Raw genomic sequence first — 22,195 nt, 5'->3', positions numbered from 1 at the left:
TAAAAGGAGAACATCATGCACTGGAAAAATATTTATCGTGGCTTTATGATGGGAGCAATTGATGTGGTACCAGGTGTGAGTGGTGGGACGATCGCACTTGTGCTAGGAATATATGATCAATTAATTCTATCGATTAATGGGTTGTTTAGCAAGGATTGGCGAAAACATCTGAGCTTTCTTATCCCGCTTGGGATTGGCATCGTGAGTGCAGTTTGGTTACTATCTGGTTTATTAGAATGGCTTTTTGAGCACCATCCTAAACCAACACAATTTGCTTTTTTAGGTCTTATTTTGGGTGTACTACCTTATCTATTAAAAAGATCGGGAGCAAGTGAGAATTTTAGAGTAACCCATTATTTAATGCTCCTTATCGGTGTCGTTATTGCTGGATCGCTAGCTTTCTTACATGGCAATGAAGCATTTGTTATAGTTGACATTCATTTACGTGAATATGTCTTTTTATTTTTTGCTGGCTTTTTAGGTAGTACAGCTATGATTCTACCGGGAATAAGTGGTTCTTTAGTGTTACTTATTATTGGAGCATACGGTACCGTGATCAATGCCGTTTCGCAACTTAAGTTTGATATTTTAATCGTTGTAGCAGCCGGTATTGGTGTTGGGATCATTGTTATGAGCAAAATTATTAAATATTTTCTGACTCATTATGCATATGCGACATACGCGGTAGTAATAGGGTTAGTCATTGGTTCGATTTTTGTGATTTTTCCTGGCTGGCCACAAACCACATTCGAGCTTATTACCAGTGCAGTTGCCTTTTTCACTGGCTTGGCCGTCGCTTACTTACTAGCCTTAAGACAATAGATAGAATGAATAGTTAGGGAGACATGATCTGAGATTATGTCTCTTTTCTAACCAAAGGGGATGAAACAAAATGATAAGAAAAGCAGCTCAAATAGATATGAATGCCATTATGGTCATGATTAAACGTGTAGTTGAAGTCATGAATGCACAAGGCAGTCAACAATGGGATGAAAGCTACCCGTCCCAAGCAGACTATCAAAAAGATTTAAAGCGGGGAGAGCTCTATGTACTCGAAAATCAGGACATAATTCGTGGAGTATGTACGATTAGCAAACGTGGACATCAAGAGTACCACCTAATTAATTGGTCACATGATGAACCGGCATGGACGATTAAACGGATCGCTATTGATCCTGACTATCGTGGACAAGGAGCAGCTGATCAATTTCTTGCTTTTGCAGAGCAACTAGCTGTAGATTCAGGAGTTAATTATTTAACAACCGACACTTACAGTGAAAATGAATATGCCCAACGTTTGTTTAAGCGACATGGGTTTCAGTTTGTCGAAGTTAGAGAGTATGAGAATGAACAATTGGTTTATTTTGAAAAGAAATTAACCAGATCGGAGTTAGCTAATGAATGGATTTAATTATCATGATGTAACGGTGGCAATTCAACAAAAAAAGATATTGGATCAAGTGAACTTTACCTTAAAGCCCAATTCGATTACTGCTCTTATTGGTCATAATGGGGCAGGTAAGTCCACGATTATGAAATCGATTTTGGGCTTGGTGGACATTAAAGAAGGTGCAGTAACTTTAAATGACGTGCAACAGCTGGATGATTTTATCACATTTAAATCAAAACTGGCCTATATCCCGGAAGAACCCTTGTTATTGTCAGAATTAACGGTACAACAGCATTTCCAACTCTATATGAATAGCTATAATCTGAATGAAGCTGAAACAGAGGATAAAGTTCACAACTACATTGATAGCTTAGAAATTAAAGATAAACTGAATGAATATCCTGAATCTTTATCAAAAGGAATGCGCCAAAAAGTTCAAGCTATTTGTGCCTTATTACCTGATGTTGATTTATTATTGATCGATGAGCCATTTATGGGCTTAGATGTACATGCTGCTGATTTTTTAGCAAATGAATTACGCATGAAAGCTCAGCAAGGAACGATGGTCTTATTAACCACTCATCAATTAGATCGCTTAACTGAGTTAGCAGATGATTATATTATGCTACAGCAAGGCAGAATAATAGATCAAGGTGAAATGGCTTCCTTTTCAGAGCTTAAGAGGAGGTTTGAAGACTCTTGATCATACCTTCTACCTTTAAAGTCATTCGTGAAATTCAAAAGAATCGCACGAAGAAAAGACGATCTCTACTTAAGATGGCGATCGGTACATTAGTCGATCGAACCATGCTGATTTATTTGTCTTTTTTCTTCATTGTCATTTTATTATTTGTAAGGGATTTTCTCGTGCAATACCAACAGTTATTTCTTGCTTTTGAAGCTTTCTTTTGGACAGCACCCCTTAACATCATGTTCCTTGGCTTAATTCGTCCATTTATCCATAGCTCAACAAGACCAGGTGTGATGTTTACCAGCTCTGATTTACTTTTATCGTTGTTACCTTATCGGAAGGAGCAGATCTGGTGCTTTCATGCATTGGTTAGAATCAAAAAATATACACGATCGTTATTAGCTATTGGGGCAATCATTTATTTGGTTACTCCACTATCCATGCCTCTGATTCTTAGCTTAATTATTGGCTTTATTCTGCTTGATGCACTAATGATTATCCCGCAATGGTTAATCTTCCACCTTCCTTGGTATTTAAAGTGGATCATTGGACAAGGTACCATGCTAATCGTCGTAGCTGTTCAGATCACCTTTATTAAACTACAGCTTCCAAATCTACTATGGTTAGTTATTTTCCTTGGTGTTGCACTGATTAATCTATCGGGCTATCGGTTAGTTGTAAATCAATCCAATTGGTCAATGGTTGCTCAAGTTAACGATCGGATATTATGGAATATCCCAATTGTTGGATTTGCATCAAAAGTAACGATGGAGCCAATTAAGCGGCGAGGCTTTTATTATCATCTAGTTAGAAATAAAAGGCTTCGTAAACCGTTTAATCATAACAAAAAGTATCAGAGCTATCATCGCTTAATTTATTTTATGTTTTCAGAACAGAAGGAACCATTATTCAAAATGTGGCTAGGGATGATCGCAATATTAGTGATTTTACTCATTCAATCTACTGCATCTTTTGGCTTTGCAGTAGCGATCACTATGGTGCTATATAGTCAAATAATGACTAGCTTCTTTGATGTTTTGTTTAAAGAGAAACTCCTTTATATTTTACCGTGGCGAATCAATGATTGGCGTGTTGCTTTTTTTCGCTGGTTATGGTCGGGGCTTTTAATATGGACACTGATCACTAGCATCCCAGCTTTCTTTATCATTACATCACGTCTCTGGCTAGTGATCCATATGGTTGCCTACTTATGTGTTGGCTATTTCTTTATTAGTGAGCAGCTTACTCATCATTGTCGTGTTTTAATAAAAAGTAAAGTAACGCAGCCAATTTGGACAAGTTTGCTAGCTGTACTTATGTTTTTTGGTGTTATTTACAGTATTAAATTTCCGATTATTAGCATTGCAATTATAATATTCGCTATTTTACGTTATACTTATCTCAATTACATTGTAAATAGGAGAGACAAATATGGATCACGCAAAGAAACAATATGAACAACGAAAGCAAGACCCATCCTTGAAATTATTTGTTGTCTTATCTAAGGCATATCGATCAGTTGCTGATCAGGTAGCGGCGGATATAAGAAAAAAAGGGCTGAATACAACAGATTTTGGCGTCCTTGAATTGCTGTATCATTCAGGGGATCAGCCTTTGCAAAAGATAGGTGATAAAATTTTATTAGCAAGTGGCAGCATTACGTATGTCGTAGATAAACTTGAGAAAAAGGGTTATCTTAAGCGTATTCAATGTGCCAAGGACCGTAGAATTACCTATGCTTCCATTACAGAGCAAGGTGAGCAGCTACTGAATGATATTTTTCCTGATCATTGGCAGCAAATTGAACAAATTACATCAGGTTTAAATGAAGAGGAAAAGCAGCAAGCGATTAAACTGTTGAAAAAACTGGGGATTTTTGCAGAGAACCTAAAGTATTAACTGTTAGCTTTTAGACAAAGGTTTCGATCTGTTTAACTTCATTCAGCACAAGTCTCCTCTAAGTGGTCAAATGAATGTATATTTATTTCATTCAGTAGGGGCAAACCCTGGCTGAATCAAGCTAAGGACCTTCGGCGGAGGCCACCGATTTTCAGCGGAAATTTATCGAGCGAAGCTCGATAAATGCTGGGCAAAAATACGCCAAGGTGCATTTGATAAGATGATGAAAAAGTGACTATCCTTGCTTACTCGATAATTTATCGCAGTGTAACGGGCTAGGGCTGCGATTACTCGCCCCATCGAAGGGCTTTTGTAAGACTCCCCCTTCAAGAAATAAGGGAACACGTCATGTCCATTGGGAGATCGAACAGCCAGTAACGGCCTGATTGGTTCAACTAACGTTCAGTGGAAGAGAGAGGAGGCTGACTAAGTTCGCGACGTCGTGTCGCAACGTCTGCACGAGCACACCTATGGGTAAACCCCCACTGAACGAAGTTTCACTTAATTAGAAAAATGATGTTTTGGCTAATGCGAATCTGGGTATACGTTTATTGGCTGCTTTTTTTATGGGAATAATAGCCTAGGTAAAGGGTTTTAGTTTGGTATACTCAGGGAAAAAAGCCTGCTGATATAACCGACAACGAAGTCAGTCATCATTTTTCTGAAGGGAGCATGGTTTGTCATGGATGAAAAAGGTATTGTAGTTTATGTTAGTGACGATTGTAAAGAATCACAGCGTGTCATTAATTTATTGGACCAACTAGCGGTACCTTATCAGACTAAAAATATTAGTAGGACACGTACCTATTTACTGGAACTACAAGGGATGGGTGTTTATTCCACTCCTGCAGTAATTATAAATGAAACCGATAAGGTATTAGGTTATCAAGCGTACAAAATTAAACAGCTAATAAAATCATTTAAGGATAAGAACATCTAAGTTTAACGCGCATACAATACCATAGCTAAGATTATTGTATAGGGGTGTTTTTTATGCAGTCCAATCGTCAGCCTTATCAATCAAGCTATCGTGTACCGCCAACCATGCATCAGCCACCTACCCCGCCTAATTATTATCCGCCAAGGCCAGGCCCGAACCCGCAACCGTTTATGCAATACGGCTCGCCATACCATCCAAGCCATTGGCAGCCGCCACAGCAACCGCAAGCAGTTACAGGGCAAATGCCTCAAACGAAAGGATTAATGAGCTATTTTCAGGATAAAGACGGGCAGTTTGATCTAGATAAAGTATTCAATACAGCGGGACAGGTTGCGAATACCTATCAACAATTCACACCCATTATAAAGGGGATTAGCTCTTTTATAAAAGGGGCAAAGACATAGTCTTGTCATCTTTGGCAAGACTATTGTTTATGAACAAACATAAGGAGAGATGTTATGATTGGATGTTTACTTATACATGGTTTTACAGGTGGTCCACATGAACTCGAGCCTTTAACCGAATACTTACGTGAACATACTAATTGGGTTATTCGTGTACCTACACTTCCTGGTCACGGACTTGAATTGACATTGGAAGACTCAAGCTATCAAGCATGGCTGGAAGCTGCTGAACAAGCCTATCGAAAGCTTGTTGAAGAAGTGGATCAGATTTATTTAGTTGGTTTCTCAATGGGTGGAATGATTGCTGCCTACTTAGCAGGGAAATATAAAGTAGATCGCCTTGTTATGCTATCTCCTTCAAGAAAATACTTAAGTTTGATCAAAATGACAATTGAAGCTAGCCAGATGATACGCGATCGTATATTGGGAGAAATAGAGGATAATTTTACTTATCAAAACTATAAACACAAGCGTGGGGCTATTCCTACTCGTGCTTATCTCGAGTTTTTAAAATGTATGAAAGCAACACGTGAGTCTTTACAAGATATTACTTGTCCTGTTTTGGTTTTACAGGGAATTCAAGATGGGGTGGTCCCCTACAAAGCTACTCACTATTTAGATAAAGAAATACCGGTTAATATTGATGTTATTTATTATGCAGATTCAAAGCATCTCATTTGTTTAGGCGATGATAAAGAAATTGTTATTAAAGCTGTCCATGATTTTCTCTCAAAAGAATTAGCCAAGCTAAAAAGTAACAGATCTGCTTTATAATTATTCTAACAATATGATGAGGTTAAGAAGTTCCTTTGTAAGAACATACCATGGCTATGTAAGTGCAACTGACTATAATACTTAGCTTTAGATCATAAGTTCTAACCTCTATTATTTCGAAATACTTGCTACATTATTAAATGGCTAAGTTATAATGTTGCTATTAGTGAAAAGGGGGCTGGGACAAAAGAGTAAGGGGAAGATGATCAAACGCGATCCTCCCTATTTGCGGTGGACCATGTATCACGCCACACATTTATTCCCAAACGTTTAAAATTGGAGCCTACCTTAGTTGGCTGCTCCAATTTATTTGATGAGTTATGCGATATTTGTTTATTCATCTCAGTTTTTATGATAACTATGGTCTAGCTTAGGTTAATCATCCATAGAATGGCGATCACCGACTTGGAAATCTTTAGCATGTGAAAACATATATTCAACGGTTATAGGATCATCACCAGTTAACTTTTTGAAATCATCAGTAAAATTATCCATTTTACCTAATCGGATAGCTTGGGCGAAAGTAACCATCCCTTCTGAAGAAAATGGTGCCTCTGACCCTTCTTTGAATTCACCATCTGTTGTCCGAGGGACTCCCATGGCATCAAAGATTGCATAGTTTTCTTCATCGGTAATTTCCTTATAGATTACTTGATGACCAGTTATGTTGTTGCCAATCTCGATAAAATCTGAAATTGTCAATAGCTCAGGCCCATTGATGTTAAGAATAGCCTGATGATAAGTGTCAGATAGCAGTGCATGGGCGATTGCTTTAGCACAATCTTTACGTGAGATGTAGGCCATTTTTCCGTTTCCTTGGCTATTTTTTAATACTCCATCCCCTTTTACATAGGTAAAGTAGTTGGAAATCATCGCTTCTGCATATTGTGAATTACGTAAGAAAATATAATCTAAGCCAACACCTTTAACATAATTTTCAGTAAAGATATGATCGAGTTTCTCAACACTTGGGTTTGATTCGTCCCCAGCATTAACTAACGAAGTATAAATGATCTGTTTAACACCAGCAGCTTTAGCCGAATCAACAACATTTTGATGAGCGCGTTGACGCTTTTTTCCAACAAAAGGCATCGATATTAGAGCGAGTTTATCAGCTCCTGCAAAAGCTTCTGTTAAACCTTGAGTGCTATTGAAATTTGTCACATGAGTTTCAATGCCTTGATCGGCATAGGGTTTTAGCGCCTCTGCGTTATAGCTGCAAAAAATGACTTGATCCTTGTCTACAAGGTTCAGTAAATATTCCGCTGCATGGCTACCAAGATTTCCATCAATCCCTGTTAATATTAGTTTTCCCATTTTGGCTCACTCCTTAATTGTTAGTATAGTTTTATACTATGTGAAATGTTGAACAAAGTCTAATATAAAAGACGAATGACCTATTGGGAAAACCAATTTTGAATAGTCGACAGAAACGGTGCTAATGCTGGATTATTGTTTTCTTTTAAGAACCCAACTTCAATTTGGTAATTGTGATGTGTATCTTGAATAGGGATTAAACGTACTTCCTTCTCGGGATAATTAAGATAATAGTTATCAGGAAAGAAGCCAATTAAATTATCTGTTATGATATGAAATAGCTCTGTTTCAATATCTTCAACCGTTCTAACGATATTTGGCTGATAGCCATCCTCAATCGCATGCTGAATCATTAAGGAATAGGAATTGCCGATAGCATTGGAATTTAGCATGACCAACGGAAATTGATAAAGCTGATCTTTAGTAATCGCATCATAGTGAAAAAGAGGGTGTGTCCGGCTTACCGTAGCACTGTATTTTCCTTTGTAAAGAGGAAGCGTTGTAATGCTATCATCGCCTTGAAGTTCAGAATCGACTGCAATCGCTACATCATAAAGGCCTTTTTTAAGAAAGGTTGAAACGTTTTTTAATAACACTTTATTTAAATCAAGCTTAATGTTCGAATGCGCCTTGTTGAAGGCTGGTATAAAAGTTAAAATGCTTTGAATATCGGTTAAAGTCGAATACTCAATACTTAAAATAAGGGTATGGTCTTGTTGAAAGTGCTTAGCTCTCTTTCTCATATGATTATATTGTTTCCAAAGCACAAGTGCTTCGCCGTAAAACATCCAGCCAGCTTGTGTTGGTTCAATCGGTATTTGCTTCCGATCAATAAGCGTTAGATTAAATTCTCTTTCAAGCGCTGCAATATGCTGACTAATGGTTGTCTGTGAAACAAAGTTTCTTTTAGCTGTTTCTGTAAAATTACGGCATTCAACAAGGTCTATAAAATATTTGATTTTGTCAATATGCACCTCATACACCTCCAATTTGCTCCTTGAGCGAAAAAAATGTTGTATCTTAGTAGTCATGAAGAGATTTGAATAATACCACCACCGATGTGACTTTACTGATTTATTATACAATGATTGTTGGTGATCGCAAAAACTTTCAAATTGACAAGCTTTTTTGGGGGTTCGGATTAGTCACTGTTGATTCGCTAGAGAAAATGATAATAAGGATTTAGATGAAAAGTAATTTGGGGATTAGGCGGTCAAATCATGGGACTTTGTTAAGCCATTTGCTATCTTTAAGCTATGTACACTTCAGAGGAGGGCAATAGTCCCTCCTCACATTTGCGTTGTCGTTATTAACGTCTCTGATCACTAAAGAATGACATGACGATAGCGCCTTGGCCTCCATGAGCGGAAATAACAGGGCCAGTTTCAGAAAAGATAATCTGCTCAAATGAATACTTTTCCTTTATCATATCGATAAATTCTTCTAGTCTTTCACGTGCATTACAATGGGTAAGAGCTAAGGTGCGCTGTGATGTGTCAGTAATGTATTCGCCAATTTTCTCGATAAAACGCCGAGTTGCTTTTTTATGGCCGCGAACCTTTTCCAGCACTTCAATTTTACCATCAATACTGGCATGGAGTAAGAGCTTAACATTTAACGTTTTAGCTACCGCACCTCTAACTTTATCGAGACGACCACCACGAATTAAGTTATCTAAAGTTTGCAGGATAAAGATGGTATGTAGGTGCTTAATTCTATCGTGAATATACTCAACCAATGCTTCAAACGATAGTCCCTCTTTAATTTTGGTGATGGTTTCATTTATTAAAAGAATCATTCCACTTGAGGCGGATTTACTGTTAATAACCGCTATCTTTCGGTTGGGTTCCTCTTCTAAGAGCATTTCTTTCCCCATCATTGCATGATTATAAGCACTGCTAACCCCTTTCGAAATACTAAAGTGGATAATCGCCTGATCTGAAGGCGTGCTTTTAAAAGCCTGATAATATTGTTGTGGACCGGGTGCGGAGGAGGTGGGAAATTGCTCGCTTTCACTAAGCTTTGTTAGGAAAGAGGCTGTTGTTAAATCTTCTGAAGCATACTGTTTACCGTCAAAATGAACATAAAGGGGAATGATTTTAAGATTCCAATCCTTTTTCATTTGATCGGATAAATCTGCTCCACTGTCTGTTATAAGCTGTATTGTCATGATATCACCTTCTGTATTAGTTACTTTTATTGCAGTGTAACTATTGCTCTAGCAAAGCTAACCAATAAAAAGTAACTTGTTTAATCGCTTACTAAATTTATCATAATCATTCAAGTATATGATTGCAAGCAATACGGTATAATAGCGATGTAAGCTATTACATAAATTAAGTGCAGTTAAGGCCTATTGTCAACTTAATTTACCGTTATTGAAAAGTTATGGTGCATAACTAGAATTAATGCTAAGAGTATGTTAAGATAAAATAATCGATTGAATGCTCGTAAATAGGCCTCTTCCATGTGTGGAGGGAGGCTTTTTTCACGTTAATAAGTGTTAGGGGCTTATGTTCAAATATTGTTGATAAAGTTTATCGGAGTGTAAGTAGCTGGGGCTGTGATTACTCGCCCCATCGAAGGGCTTTTGTAAGACTCCCACTTCAAGAAATAAGGGAACACGTTTTATTTCTAAGTGGGAGATCCAACAGCCAGTAAACGGCCTGATTGGTTCAACTAACGTTCAGTAGGGAGGAAGCTGACTTAGTTCGCGACGTGTGTCGCAACGTCTGCACGAGCACATCCTATGCGTCGAAACTCCCACTGAACGAAGTTTCACTTTATTTTAAGAGGTTGTTAAGCATGATTTTGGGGAATAGGTAATAAAAAGAGGCTTCGTTATTATAGGTAACAAATCGTTTTGCTAATATATAAGCCCATTTTTAAATTCCCGGCATGTCTAAGTACCTTTTAACGCCAGACATAATCCCCTTAGTTAAATATAGTATGGAGAAAGCTGCCTGTTTTACGTTTAAGCCTTTTTCTAAGACATATTTGAAGAATTAGCTGTCAACATGACGGCATTGACACACCTCAATTCAGGAAGGTGTTAGCACTATACTGTACTTAATTCGTTATGATTAGATTGTATTCTAATTAGCCGTTGAGGGCAATTTGTTAACGTGTTGTAGCGTGACACGATAAGATTTTATAAGATAAAGGAGTATGAAAAGAAATTGACTACATTTCAATCATTAGGTATTTCACAACCGATTATGAAGGCTTTAGAGAAGATGGGGTTTGAAGAAGCAACACCCATACAAGAACAAACGATTCCTCTAGGTCTCGAGGGTAAAGATGTTATTGGGCAAGCGCAAACTGGAACGGGGAAAACAGCTGCATTTGGTATCCCGATGATCGAGAAAATAGACAAGAAAACACGGAAGGTTCAAGGCTTGGTTGTTGCTCCAACACGTGAATTAGCTATCCAAGTAGCCGAAGAGCTGCACCGTCTTGGTAAGTTTAAAGGATTAAGAACACTTCCCATTTATGGTGGTCAACAAATGGATCGTCAAATTAGAGGGCTAAAGGAAGGGCCACACATTGTAGTTGCGACGCCTGGACGTTTACTTGACCACATTCGACGAAAGAGTATAAATATTAGTGAAGTGCATACAGCAGTTTTAGATGAAGCTGATGAAATGTTAAACATGGGCTTTATTGATGACATTCGTGATATTCTAAAAGCGATTCCTGAGGAAAGACAGACTTTGTTATTCTCTGCGACAATGCCAAAGGAAATCCGGAATATAGCGACAACTTTAATGCGTGATCCAGCTGAGGTCAAAGTTAAGTCGAAAGAAATGACTGTCTCAAATATTGACCAAAACTTTATTGAAGTACATGAAAAACAGAAATTTGATGCATTAACTAACCTCTTAGATATTCATGTTCCTGAGCTGGCAATTATTTTTGGTCGAACAAAGAAAAGGGTAGATGAATTAACCGAAGGGTTACAAGCCAGAGGATTCCGAGCTGAAGGGATTCATGGTGATCTGACTCAAGGAAAACGTATGAATGTTTTAAAAAAGTTTAAAAATGGTCGGATTGAGATTTTAGTTGCAACAGATGTAGCGGCAAGAGGGTTAGATATTTCAGGTGTCTCACATGTTTATAATTTTGATATACCTCAAGACCCGGAAAGCTATGTTCACCGTATCGGCCGAACAGGCCGTGCTGGGAAAACAGGAGTGGCGATCTCATTTATTACACCAAGAGAAATCCCGCATTTGCATTTAATTGAAAAAGTAACAAAAAGCAAGATGAAGCGGATGCAGGCTCCAAGTATGGACGAAGCACGTCGTGGTCAACAGCAGATTGCCGTCGAAAAGCTTTTACGTACGATTAGTAAAGCACAATTAGAGGATTATCGCGAAACAGCAACAGAATTACTAGATGAGCATGATTCTGTCACGGTTGTTGCTGCCGCTCTTAAAATGATGACTAAGGAGCGTCGTCAGACACCTGTCACCTTATCATCTGTTCAACCTGTAAGTGTAAAAAGAACAAAGAATAATAACGACAATCGAAAAAATTATCGTGGAAAAAATGATTATAAACGTAATTTTTCGCGTAAAGGTAAGCCACAAGGACGAAATCGTAAATTTCAAAATAAACGTGGATCGAAATCTTAAAAAAAAGCTTGTACTGGCTAATAACCGGTACAAGCTTTTATTATAGAAAAAAGAAAAAATCACTAACGAAACCATAGCATTACCAGATAAGAAAGTTGCCTAACAAACCTATAATAGCTAATATAAAGATCACCCACCAAATAATTGAGCTGACATTTCGATTCATTCTAAATCCTCGTTTATTCCAACGATTTGGATCGAATCTAACTGTGCCATCATTCACCACGACACGTCTACGAACTAGTGACGGAGAAAAAGGCTTTGCTCGGGTTAAGACAATGGGTCCAAGCGCGAATCCACCAACAAATCCGAAAAGGTGTGCTGAAACGTTAATACCTGGACGCAAAAAGGTCATAACTAAACTGATTAAGCTAAACATAATAATCATTTGCTTACTAACGGGATCCAATAAATGTGGTCGGAAAAAGGACATATATACATATAGACCTAATAGACCAAAAAGGGCACCTGAAGCCCCAAGGTGGAAGTTTAGCGATTGTGGGGCTACAAAGTAAGTAAAGACATTACCAATGAACCCACTCGCCAAATAGACGAAAGAGAATTTCCATCGCCCAAGCATCTGTTCTAGTGCTGGACCAAACAGGACTAAAGAGAAAGAATTAAATAAAATATGGGTAAAGCCACTGCGATCGTGCATAAAAATGGGTGTGACAAGTCGCCAATATTGTCCGTGACTAACCGCAATGTTTAAACCCACACCCCAATCGTAAATAAAATCCCCTATGCGCAATTGGAAAAACATCAGCAGCCAAACGATGAGCTGAAACCCAATTATAATGGATACAATGGGATAGTAACGAATAAAGTCTTTAAATGATTCATTTCGAAAAAACATTGATTAATGCTCCTTTAATTTTCATTCTATTAAATCATACTCTAACACAGTAGGATTTGACAAATCATTCAATTAGAATGTTAGCTATATTATACGAGTAGAAAAGGTAGAAAATGTATAATACATTTAAAGCTTTTGTTAAAAAAATAAGGGGTAGAACAGTTAAATCTTCCAAGCCATAAAAGGCTAGACATAGGCGTATATCTTTGCTACGTTGAAAGTAAATATTCTTTCGTCTATAGAAATAGAAAAAAGGTGAATTGACATGATTATTGGAACAGGTATAGATATTGTCGAGCTAAATCGAATCAAACAACTATTAGCTAGTCAGCCTCGCTTTAGTAGGAAAATACTAACAGTAAAGGAGCAAGCTTGCTTTAACGATTTACCTTCTGATAAACGCAAACTGGAATTTGTAGCTGGTCGTTTTGCAGCTAAGGAAGCTTTTGCTAAAGCATATGGAACAGGCATTGGGAAGCTAGCTTTTCGTGACATTGAGATACTACCTAATCCATACGGACAACCGATTATCAACGTGCATGGGCTTGAGCATTATCGTTTTTTCGTTTCAATTTCTCATAGTGATCATTATGCTGTAGCTCAAGTTATTATTGAACAGTAACTAACAGCCTGTCTGCATAATCAAGCGGACAAACTCATATAGTGTAGTGCGGGTAGGAGGGACAAAAATGAATTGTATAACCGCAAAGGCAATGTACAAAGTTGACCAGGAAGCAATTGAGCAGTATGGAATGACGAGTGAGTTGCTAATGGAAAATGCAGGACGAGCAATTGTTGAGCAGCTTTTAACGAAATTAACCCCAGACATGAAGACGCTTGTGCTGGTTGGGAGTGGTAATAATGGTGGCGATGGTTTTGTCATTGGGCGTTATTTGTACAATTTAGGCTTCGATGTTCGTGTCGTACAAGTTGTTCCTGATCAAAAGATTAAAGGTGCCGCTGCTATTCACAAGTCAATACTTAATCAGTTTGGTTGCCCAATCATTCGATTTAATGGAGAGAAATCGATTAAAGCTTCGATTGAACACGCTGATATAATCGTTGATGCTCTATTAGGGATTGGGTATAGAGGTAGCTTATCAGAGCCCTTTTACTCCCTAATAAAGGCGGTTAATCAATCCAGTGCTAAGACCATTGCTATTGATCTTCCGAGTGGTGTACCAGCTGAATCTGATCCCTATTTCAGCACAGCTATTCAAGCTGATCTGACTTACTGCATAGAGGCACCTAAGCCAAGTGCATTTATTGAGCACTATGCTAGCTATTATGGGGATTGGCATACCGTGCATATTGGGCTGCCAGTGACCCTAATTCAAAAGTATAGCAAGGACGTTTGGACGCGTGAAAAGGCCAATTTAACTGTACTAAGGCGTGATAAGCATAGCCATAAAGGGAACCATGGCAAAGGGATAGCTGTCGGTGGATCGAAAGAAATGCCTGGAGCAATTACCCTAACAGCGAAGTCAGCCTTAAGGGCAGGCTTAGGTTTGCTAACTGTCGTTACCTTTGATGAAGTTAAACAAACCGTAGCTAATCATGTGCCTGAAGTGATCTATCATTTACTAGCCGCTGATTTAACTGATGAGTGGCTAGCTAACTATCAATTAATCATCAATAACGTCCATGCAGTGGTTATCGGAATGGGGATGGGCCGATTGGCTTTAGCTGAACGATTGGTAAGAACGACCCTGTCGGTCAAGCAACCGCTCATTATTGATGGCGATGGTTTATACCACATTAAGGATAAACTTGAGTTAATAGCCGAACGTGACCACCCAACTATTCTAACTCCCCACCCAGGAGAAATGGCTAGGTTAGTTGATAAAACGATTGATCAGGTTAAGTCTAACCCTTTTCATACTGCCGAACAATTTGCTCGACAATACAATGTATTTGTAGTGCTCAAAGGTGCCTATACAATTATCACGGATCCAGAAGGTAATCAGACCATTAACACAACGGGAAATGCTGGTCTTGCTAAAGCTGGAAGTGGAGATTGTCTAGCTGGAATTATTTTGGCACAGCTCTGTCAAAAGCAGCCTATCCAACAGGCGCTAGCAAATGCATGCTTTATTCATGGTTTAGCAGCCGATCTAGCTGTTAAGCATAGTCATTCTAATATCGATCTATTAGCAACAGATGTCATCGAGAACCTTTCCGAGGCATTTCGTACATGTCTTAACTAATAAAGCGGTTTATTCATTCCCTTTTTCTCTAACTAGAGTTAAAGGAGCTGACATGATGAACAGAGTGATCAGAATTGGCTTAATCGTTCTATCAATCTTCATTATAGCAGGGTGTGGCGAAGCTTCGCAGGAGGAGGTCGTCAAGAATCTTGAGCAAACCTTAACAGATCTGACCAGTTATCAGACAAAAGCAAAGATGGAAATGCAAACTGGCGAAGCCACCCAGCAATATGAGATTGATTTGTCGTATCAAGCCGATCATTATTATCGTGTGTTAATGCAAAATGAAGATGATCAAGAAGGGAGTCAGATCATTTTAAAAAACGATGACGGTGTGTTCGTATTGACACCTGCTTTGAATAAGAGCTTTCGTTTTCAAAGTGACTGGCCTAGTAATGCTAGTCAACCCTACTTATATCATTCACTCGTATCAGACATTTTAAATGATAATGAAGCGGAATTTAAAGTTACAGATCAATATTATGTTTTTAAGACACAAACAAATTATCAACATAATCATTCGTTACCAACGCAAGAGATCTATTTCGACCAAAAAAGTTTAACACCTTATCTTGTGAAAATATATGATCAAGAGCAAAATGTGGTGGTTGAGGTCACATTTGAGCCGTTTGAGCTTGATGTAGAATTTGAAGATAATTATTTTGACGTTGATACTAATTTAACGAGTGGTATTTTTAGCATACCTGTTAATGTCATGGAGCAACAGCTTCCTCAAACCGACTTTACCATTCAATACCCAAGCGTAATGTTTGGCAGTGAATTATCAGATACCTCAGAATTTGATTTAGATGAAGGACGGCGAGTTGTTTTAACTTACACAGGTGAAAAAGACTTTACGATTGTACAAGAGGTAAGGGAAACAGCAATGGTTGCTGCTCGTGAGCCTGAATGGACCAATGGTGAACCGGTGCACATTGGTGGTACAATTGGAGCAAAAACAGAACAATCTATTGCTTGGTCCGATCAAGGTATCGATTTTTACTTAGTTAGTGATCAGTTAACGGAGGAAGAAATGATTCAAGTTGCACAATCGATGACACCACAGATGGAAAAGTAATAGTGGCAGCGTACTAATACAAAGAAGAGTAAGTCGTAATAGGTTAGAACACATGAAATGGGTGAGCTAGGGGGCTTACCCTATTATGCTTTAGCGGGTATTTGGCTTTAAGGCCAAGTGCCCGTTTTTTGGTTGTCTATGAAATTATAAATTTGTCGGATGTGGATAACATGTAGGTAACCTATTTAGCGACTCCAGTTTCGAGCGCCCAAAATAGGCGAGTTCACGAATCGCCCTACGATAAGTCATCATCGGTTCGCAAGCTTACCGTGATTCCTTTATCTCAGTTGATTCGCTCCAGTCGCTACGTTTTTAAGCGGGCGCTCTGCGCTTTTTTTATTGGAACAACGGCTTTCCTTTGCTTCTTAGCTCTGTTATCCAGGCTAATCGAGCTAATGCTTCGATAATCTCGACTATTGACAGTAGTCAAGTGAGAAACGATAATGATAAAATGAGTCATATAATCAGTTAAGAATATTTCCATTACACGATGTTTTTGGATTAACTAACTAACGGGAGCTGCTTTTTATAGCTCTATCAATACTTTTAAATAAGGAATGAGGGACAAATATGGACCCATTATTATATCGTAAGGCTTGGATTAATATAAATTTAGCTGCCATTAGCGCTAATATAAATCAATTAAAAAAACAGCTGCCAAATCAAACTGCCGTTATGGCTGTAGTAAAGGCAAATGGTTATGGCCACGGAGATATTCAAGTTGCACAAGCAGCCTTAGCTGCAGGTGCCTCTGGCCTTGCAGTTGCATTGCTGGAAGAAGCTGTAAGGCTAAGAAAAGCGGGGATTAAGGCTCCAATTTTAGTTATGGGTTGGGTAGCTCCTGAATTTGCTCGAATAGCGATTGAGTACCAAATCACGTTAACTGTATTTCAGGTTAGCTGGTTAGAAACCTTTAAACAGAATAAGATTGGCCAACCTTTATCTATCCACCTCAAGCTAGACACAGGGATGGGCCGATTAGGTATTCGTTCAATAGAGGAATTACGTGATTTCATGGCACACCTGGCTCAATGCAATATTAATTTAACAGGTGTTTATACACATTTTGCTACAGCTGATGAACCGAACCACGACTATTACTATAAGCAGTCTAGCCGCTTTGAAACACTTATCAACGAATTAAAGCAGCATACCACTGATCAAATGGTTGTCCATACAGGTAATAGTGCTGCAGCTATCCAACATTCAAATGATATGCTTAATGCTGTCCGGTTTGGTATCGGGATGTATGGTTTATATCCTTCTTTATATTTGAAGGAAACTCAACCTATTTCATTAGAACCAGCACTTTCCTTACATGCAAAGCTAACCCATGTCAAAAAAGTGGGGGCAGGTGAATCAATAAGCTATGGTGCCACCTATACAACTGAACAGGAGGAGTGGATTGGGACGATTCCGGTTGGATATGCTGACGGCATCCAGCGAGGCTGGCAAGGTCTATCCGTACTCATTAACGGAAAGAAAATGCCGCTAATAGGGAGAATTTGTATGGATCAATGTATGGTAAAGCTGGATCAGGCATATCCTATAGGTACAGAAGTTACCTTTATTGGTAAACAAGGTAACGAAAAAATAAGTATGGAGGAGATTGCTCAACATTTAGGAACGATCAACTATGAGGTTGCCTGCTTATTGACCAATCGATTACCAAGGTTCTATGATCCGAGTGATACTGAAGGAGCCGGCGTTAATTTTTAAGAATTACAAAAAAAACTATCAAAAATGCCTTTGCAAGAGGTTATGACAATGCTATTATAAAAGAGACTAGAATAAACGGATTTAATTGTGGTGGAGGTGTATCGTTTGTCAGCTAACATGCAAGAAATTGTTGTACGCTTACCTAAAACATTACTTAATGAGGTAGACAGTCTGATAAAGGAAGAGGAAAAAGATCTTAATGATTTTATTTATCAAGCAACAAAATCTTACGTGCAAGACAAAAAAGAGAAACACATTCGCGAATCGATGCAAAGAGGTTATTTAGAGATGGCAAAGATTAACCTAAATATTGCTTCAGAATCTTTTTTAGCTGAAGAGGAGGCAGAAATCACCTTTGAACGCTTAGTGAGCGGGGTGTGATGCTTTGATCGTAAAAAGAGGCGAAGTTTATTTCGCTGATCTTTCTCCAGTTGTGGGTTCAGAGCAAGGTGGAGTCCGTCCAGTATTAGTTATTCAAAACAATATTGGGAATCGATTTAGCCCAACTGTCATTGTGGCAGCCATTACGGCTCAGATTCAAAAGGCAAAGTTGCCGACCCATGTGGAAATAAGTGCGGACAAATATGGCTTTGAACGCGACTCTGTTATTCTACTCGAGCAAATTCGAACGATCGATAAGCAACGATTAACAGATAAGATAACACAATTAGATAGTCAAATGATGGATAAGATTGATAAAGCCCTAGAAATTAGTCTAGGGTTAACCCATATTTAATGATTTAACTTCACTTAGCAGAAGTCTCCCACTACTATAAGTGGTGAGATGTATGTCTATTTGTCTTTCATTCAGTGCGGTACAAACCCCGGCAGAATAAAGTTAACCCTCTAGCTGATGCGGCAGATTTTCAGAGGGGATTTAACGAGTTTGGCTCGATTTAATTTGGGCACAAATACGCTGAGGCGCATTTGAGAATAATACGGAAGAGCACTTGTCATCTGATATGCCCTTTTAAGCAGCAGATTAGTAAATAAAATCTGCTGCTTAAAAGAAGCGTATCACTCCCATGGGACAAGTGCTTTTTGTTATCTATACACCTGTTAGATGCTTAGCGAAATAAAATAGACTTGATTCCCTAACTAGCGCTCCGGTATTCCAATTTGTTACAGCTCACCGGATAAAAACAGATTTATAGTAATTTTAGCTAAAAAATGATAAATTAAGTGCAAATACAATATTTCTAACAAATAAAGGTGGTCATAATCTTGCCAGAACGTGTTCAAAAAATCATTATTGAAAATAGTGATATTATCATTAAAAATTGGTTGGAAATTGTTTCTGAAAAAAGACAGAATGATTATACCTCTTCAATTTCTGAAGAATTATTTCAGAGCACTAACCGTGAATTTGTCAACATGATTTTTGCAAGTTTGGAACAGCAGGGGTTGACTAAAGATTTAGAGGAATTTTCAGAACGCCTTGTTAATTTGGGGTGGCCATTATCTTATTTAACCGATGGTTTACAAACGTTTCGCCGGGTAGTGATCGATTTTGTTCTAGGACAAACCGACAAAATCGATACTGACTACTTTTCAGTCATTTTAGACCGAGTGGATAGTTGGGTTGATCCGATTATTAATAAGCTAGTTAATGAGTATTCAGGGAACTGGGAGCATACAGTATCTTTGCAAAGAGTGGCCTTGCAAGAATTATCTGCCCCCTTAATTCCTGTGATGCGTAATATTACGATTATGCCTTTAATAGGTACAATTGATACCGAACGGGCTAAGTTAATCATGGAAAATTTACTAGAGGGAGTCATTAAGCATAATGCTGAGGTGGTACTAATGGATATTACAGGTGTTCCTGTTGTCGATACCATGGTCGCTCACCATATTATTCAGGCAGCTGAGGCAGTTAGATTAATCGGCTCGAACTGCATTTTAGTTGGAATACGTCCTGAAATTGCCCAAACCATTGTAAACTTAGGTATTGATCTAGGCAAATTCCCGACCAAATCATCATTAAGAAAAGGATTTGAAACAGCGCTTGAGTTAACCAATCGTAAGATTATCCGACAGAAGGACAGTGCTAGTGCGATTGAGGAAATGATTGAATCTTTAGACAAGGAGTGATCTTGTGCGTATCCCAATTTTAAAGCTTCATAATTACTTGTTAATATCAATCCAGATAGATCTTGATGACCAGTCAGCGATTCAATTTCAAGAAGATTTATTAAACGAGATTCATAAGAGTGGGGCAACAGGAGTGGTCATTGATTTAACATCGGTTGATATCATTGACTCATTCATTGCAAAGGTGTTAGGTGATGTAGTGACTATGTCTGGGTTGATGGGAGCAAGGGTGGTATTGACTGGTATTCAACCTGCTGTTGCCATGACGCTAATTGAACTAGGCATCCATATGCATGACGTTCCAACTGCACTAGACCTCGAGCAAGGGTTGATCAAACTTCGCCAGGAACTGGAGGGGTAGTTATGGATTTCAAACCCTGTGTAACAATTCGAAAAGAATGGGATATTGTAGGGGCACGGCAATTAGGCAGGAAACATGCTAAGGAACTAGGGTTTGGAACAGTCGATCAAGCACGTATTGCCACTGCAATCTCAGAATTGGCAAGGAATATTTACTTATATGCGAGAACAGGCACGATTTGTTTTGAAGTCATTGATGAGCTAGATAAAAAGGGTTTGAAAATAGTAGCGAAAGACAATGGTCCTGGTATTCGCGATATTAGCCAAGTCATGCAAGATGGCTATTCAACCTCAGGTGGATTAGGTGCAGGCTTACCAGGAGTTAAGCGGTTGATGGATTTTTTTGAAATCCGCTCTGACTCGGAAAAAGGTACAGAAATAGAAGCAATTAAATGGTTAAGATAACGTATCGGGGGAATGCCAATGGAACAAATGAAACTTGACTTAAATAATTATCGGAACTTACTTAAAGAGTATCTCCTAACCAAAAATGAAACCGTATTATATCAGGCTGAACAATTAAGTAAAATGTCTGTACAGCATAGTATTTCACCTGAGGAAATTATCAATGTTCATATTGAGGCATTGAAGGACTTACATCCTGAGTTGCCTCAAGAGGTGACGGATTCACTAGACTTTCTTTTGGAAGCGATGATTTCCTATGGGTTAGCTTTACAAGAATTTCAGTTTTTACGGCAAAAACAATTCGAATTAGAGTCTGAAATATCCGTCGCGGCAAGAATGCAGGAAACCTTATTGTCTACTGTCCACCCAAGTGTTAAGGGGCTAGATATTGGGGCGATAAGCGTACCGGCTAATCAAATGAATGGTGATTACTATCACTTTGTGACCGATAAGGATGGATCGCTAGGTATTGCCCTTGCTGATGTAATCGGAAAAGGTATTCCTGCGGCATTGGCTATGTCTATGATTAAATATTCAATGGATAGCTTTCCTGATAATCAACGCGAACCTAGTTTGATTTTGGAAAATCTAAATCGTGTCGTTGAACGTAATGTAGATCCTAGCATGTTCATTACAATGTTTTATGGTTTATATAATCCTGAAGATGAGACCTTTTCATTCGCCTCAGCTGGTCACGAACCGGGATTTTATTATCATGCTAGTGAGGACCGCTTTGAAGAAATTCATGCACGTGGGTTAGTGTTAGGGGCAACGCATAACGCTACTTACCAGCAATGTATTCAAAAGATAAACAAGGGTGACTGCATCATTTTATTAACAGATGGTGTAACAGAATGTCGAGTAGGCGATCGCTTTGTTGAGCGTGAAGAGGTTCGTCAGGTGATTAAAGATTATATTCATTTACCTGCTCAAAATGCGGTGGATAAGGTTTATAAGTATTTTGAGCGCTTACAAGAGTTTCATTTACGCGATGACTTTACTTTAATCATTATAAAAAAAGAAGTTTAGTGATCTCCGATATCGGGAATTACATAAATCAATTGACAAGTGTGGAAGGAAGGTAGCAGATGAATATCAACTTAGAGGTAGAAGTGAAAAAACAGGAAGCATCAACGGTATTAGTGCTATCGGGAGAAATTGATGCCTATACCGCACCTAAGCTGAAAGAGTCATTATTACCATTGACTAGACAACCGAATGCAGAGGTTGTTGTTGATTTAGAACATGTAAACTATATGGATAGCACTGGATTAGGTGTATTTATTAGTGCATTGAAATCAACAAATGAATGTGGATCAAAGCTTAGACTCATTCACCTGCAAGATCGCGTCCATCGCTTATTCAAGATTACAAGCTTAGACAATATTATCACGATTGATACAACAGTACGGGGTGGAAACTAA

At 38.4% G+C, this 22,195-nt stretch carries 24 protein-coding genes; 20 read left to right on the top strand and 4 right to left on the bottom strand.

Features of this window, described 5'->3' with window-relative positions:
• Positions 1-15: 15 nt before the first annotated feature.
• From ASE01S_RS02200 to ASE01S_RS02165, 8 genes are all read left to right on the top strand, one after another.
• Positions 16-822, top strand: coding sequence for a DUF368 domain-containing protein (locus ASE01S_RS02200; RefSeq protein WP_067837595.1), 807 nt, complete (start codon positions 16-18; stop codon positions 820-822).
• Positions 823-892: 70 nt separating this feature from the next.
• Complete coding sequence (locus tag ASE01S_RS02195) at positions 893-1,411, top strand: GNAT family N-acetyltransferase (protein WP_067837593.1); 519 nt, start codon at positions 893-895, stop codon at positions 1,409-1,411.
• On the top strand, positions 1,398-2,093 hold the full coding sequence (locus tag ASE01S_RS02190; RefSeq protein WP_067837591.1) for an ABC transporter ATP-binding protein: 696 nt from the start codon (positions 1,398-1,400) through the stop codon (positions 2,091-2,093). The genes ASE01S_RS02195 and ASE01S_RS02190 overlap by 14 nt, the downstream gene beginning before the upstream one ends.
• Positions 2,090-3,538, top strand: a complete 1,449-nt coding sequence (locus tag ASE01S_RS02185) for a hypothetical protein (RefSeq protein ID WP_067837587.1) — start codon at positions 2,090-2,092, stop codon at positions 3,536-3,538. The genes ASE01S_RS02190 and ASE01S_RS02185 overlap by 4 nt, the downstream gene beginning before the upstream one ends.
• Positions 3,513-3,980 carry a MarR family winged helix-turn-helix transcriptional regulator gene (locus tag ASE01S_RS02180; protein WP_067837583.1) on the top strand — a complete coding sequence of 156 codons (468 nt, stop codon included), beginning with the start codon at positions 3,513-3,515 and terminating at the stop codon, positions 3,978-3,980. Before ASE01S_RS02185 ends, ASE01S_RS02180 begins: the two co-directional genes overlap by 26 nt.
• Positions 3,981-4,662: 682 nt before the next feature.
• Positions 4,663-4,920, top strand: a complete 258-nt coding sequence (locus ASE01S_RS02175) for a glutaredoxin domain-containing protein (protein ID WP_067837581.1) — start codon at positions 4,663-4,665, stop codon at positions 4,918-4,920.
• Between the two features lie 53 nt (positions 4,921-4,973).
• A complete protein-coding gene (locus ASE01S_RS02170) occupies positions 4,974-5,324 on the top strand; it encodes a YppG family protein (protein ID WP_067837579.1) in 351 nt (116 codons plus the stop codon).
• 54 nt (positions 5,325-5,378) lie between these two features.
• On the top strand, positions 5,379-6,098 hold the full coding sequence (locus tag ASE01S_RS02165; RefSeq protein ID WP_067837576.1) for an alpha/beta hydrolase: 720 nt from the start codon (positions 5,379-5,381) through the stop codon (positions 6,096-6,098).
• A 375-nt stretch (positions 6,099-6,473) separates the two neighbouring features.
• On the opposite strand, the gene ASE01S_RS02160 is transcribed toward ASE01S_RS02165, so the two are convergent.
• The 3 genes from ASE01S_RS02160 to ASE01S_RS02150 form a co-directional block, all read right to left on the bottom strand.
• Positions 6,474-7,415 (bottom strand): NAD(P)H-binding protein, encoded by a 942-nt coding sequence (locus tag ASE01S_RS02160; RefSeq protein ID WP_067837573.1) that lies wholly within the window; start codon positions 7,413-7,415, stop codon positions 6,474-6,476.
• A gap of 80 nt (positions 7,416-7,495) precedes the next feature.
• Positions 7,496-8,389: a LysR family transcriptional regulator gene (locus tag ASE01S_RS02155; RefSeq protein WP_067837570.1), complete on the bottom strand. Its 894-nt coding sequence runs from the start codon at positions 8,387-8,389 to the stop codon at positions 7,496-7,498.
• A 335-nt stretch (positions 8,390-8,724) separates the two neighbouring features.
• On the bottom strand, positions 8,725-9,585 hold the full coding sequence (locus tag ASE01S_RS02150) for a DegV family protein (protein ID WP_067837568.1): 861 nt from the start codon (positions 9,583-9,585) through the stop codon (positions 8,725-8,727).
• Between the two features lie 1,009 nt (positions 9,586-10,594).
• On the opposite strand from ASE01S_RS02150, the gene cshA reads away from it, so the two are divergent.
• The gene (gene cshA / locus ASE01S_RS02145; RefSeq protein WP_067837564.1) at positions 10,595-12,052 is read left to right on the top strand and encodes a degradosome RNA helicase CshA; all 1,458 of its coding nucleotides are present in this window, start codon (positions 10,595-10,597) and stop codon (positions 12,050-12,052) included.
• A gap of 79 nt (positions 12,053-12,131) precedes the next feature.
• On the opposite strand, the gene ASE01S_RS02140 is transcribed toward cshA, so the two are convergent.
• Complete coding sequence (locus ASE01S_RS02140; RefSeq protein WP_067837561.1) at positions 12,132-12,908, bottom strand: rhomboid family intramembrane serine protease; 777 nt, start codon at positions 12,906-12,908, stop codon at positions 12,132-12,134.
• Between the two features lie 265 nt (positions 12,909-13,173).
• Here ASE01S_RS02140 and acpS point away from each other — a divergent pair, with 265 nt between their 5' ends.
• The 11 genes from acpS to ASE01S_RS02085 all read left to right on the top strand — a co-directional run bounded on the left by acpS (position 13,174) and on the right by ASE01S_RS02085 (position 22,195).
• A complete protein-coding gene (acpS, locus tag ASE01S_RS02135; protein ID WP_067837558.1) occupies positions 13,174-13,530 on the top strand; it encodes a holo-ACP synthase in 357 nt (118 codons plus the stop codon).
• Positions 13,531-13,597: 67 nt separating this feature from the next.
• Entirely contained in the window at positions 13,598-15,115 is a 1,518-nt protein-coding gene (locus tag ASE01S_RS02130; protein ID WP_067837556.1) for a bifunctional ADP-dependent NAD(P)H-hydrate dehydratase/NAD(P)H-hydrate epimerase, read from the top strand.
• A gap of 55 nt (positions 15,116-15,170) precedes the next feature.
• A complete protein-coding gene (locus ASE01S_RS02125; RefSeq protein ID WP_067837552.1) occupies positions 15,171-16,193 on the top strand; it encodes a LolA family protein in 1,023 nt (340 codons plus the stop codon).
• A 570-nt stretch (positions 16,194-16,763) separates the two neighbouring features.
• Complete coding sequence (gene alr, locus ASE01S_RS02120) at positions 16,764-17,912, top strand: alanine racemase (protein ID WP_067837550.1); 1,149 nt, start codon at positions 16,764-16,766, stop codon at positions 17,910-17,912.
• 105 nt (positions 17,913-18,017) lie between these two features.
• Positions 18,018-18,293 carry a CopG family ribbon-helix-helix protein gene (locus ASE01S_RS02115; RefSeq protein WP_281176863.1) on the top strand — a complete coding sequence of 92 codons (276 nt, stop codon included), beginning with the start codon at positions 18,018-18,020 and terminating at the stop codon, positions 18,291-18,293.
• 4 nt (positions 18,294-18,297) lie between these two features.
• A complete protein-coding gene (locus tag ASE01S_RS02110; RefSeq protein WP_067837547.1) occupies positions 18,298-18,648 on the top strand; it encodes a type II toxin-antitoxin system PemK/MazF family toxin in 351 nt (116 codons plus the stop codon).
• Between the two features lie 488 nt (positions 18,649-19,136).
• Entirely contained in the window at positions 19,137-20,006 is an 870-nt protein-coding gene (gene rsbRA / locus ASE01S_RS02105) for an RsbT co-antagonist protein RsbRA (RefSeq protein ID WP_067837544.1), read from the top strand.
• A gap of 4 nt (positions 20,007-20,010) precedes the next feature.
• Positions 20,011-20,367, top strand: coding sequence for an STAS domain-containing protein (locus ASE01S_RS02100; protein WP_067837541.1), 357 nt, complete (start codon positions 20,011-20,013; stop codon positions 20,365-20,367).
• A 2-nt stretch (positions 20,368-20,369) separates the two neighbouring features.
• Positions 20,370-20,771: an anti-sigma regulatory factor gene (locus tag ASE01S_RS02095; RefSeq protein WP_067837538.1), complete on the top strand. Its 402-nt coding sequence runs from the start codon at positions 20,370-20,372 to the stop codon at positions 20,769-20,771.
• An 18-nt stretch (positions 20,772-20,789) separates the two neighbouring features.
• Positions 20,790-21,800, top strand: coding sequence for a PP2C family protein-serine/threonine phosphatase (locus ASE01S_RS02090; protein ID WP_067837536.1), 1,011 nt, complete (start codon positions 20,790-20,792; stop codon positions 21,798-21,800).
• Positions 21,801-21,859: 59 nt separating this feature from the next.
• Complete coding sequence (locus ASE01S_RS02085) at positions 21,860-22,195, top strand: STAS domain-containing protein (RefSeq protein ID WP_067837534.1); 336 nt, start codon at positions 21,860-21,862, stop codon at positions 22,193-22,195.

This window comes from Amphibacillus sediminis NBRC 103570, assembly GCF_001552275.1.
GTDB classification, from domain to species: domain Bacteria; phylum Bacillota; class Bacilli; order Bacillales; family Amphibacillaceae; genus Amphibacillus_B; species Amphibacillus_B sediminis.
This window is presented reverse-complemented; position numbering and strand designations above follow the sequence as displayed.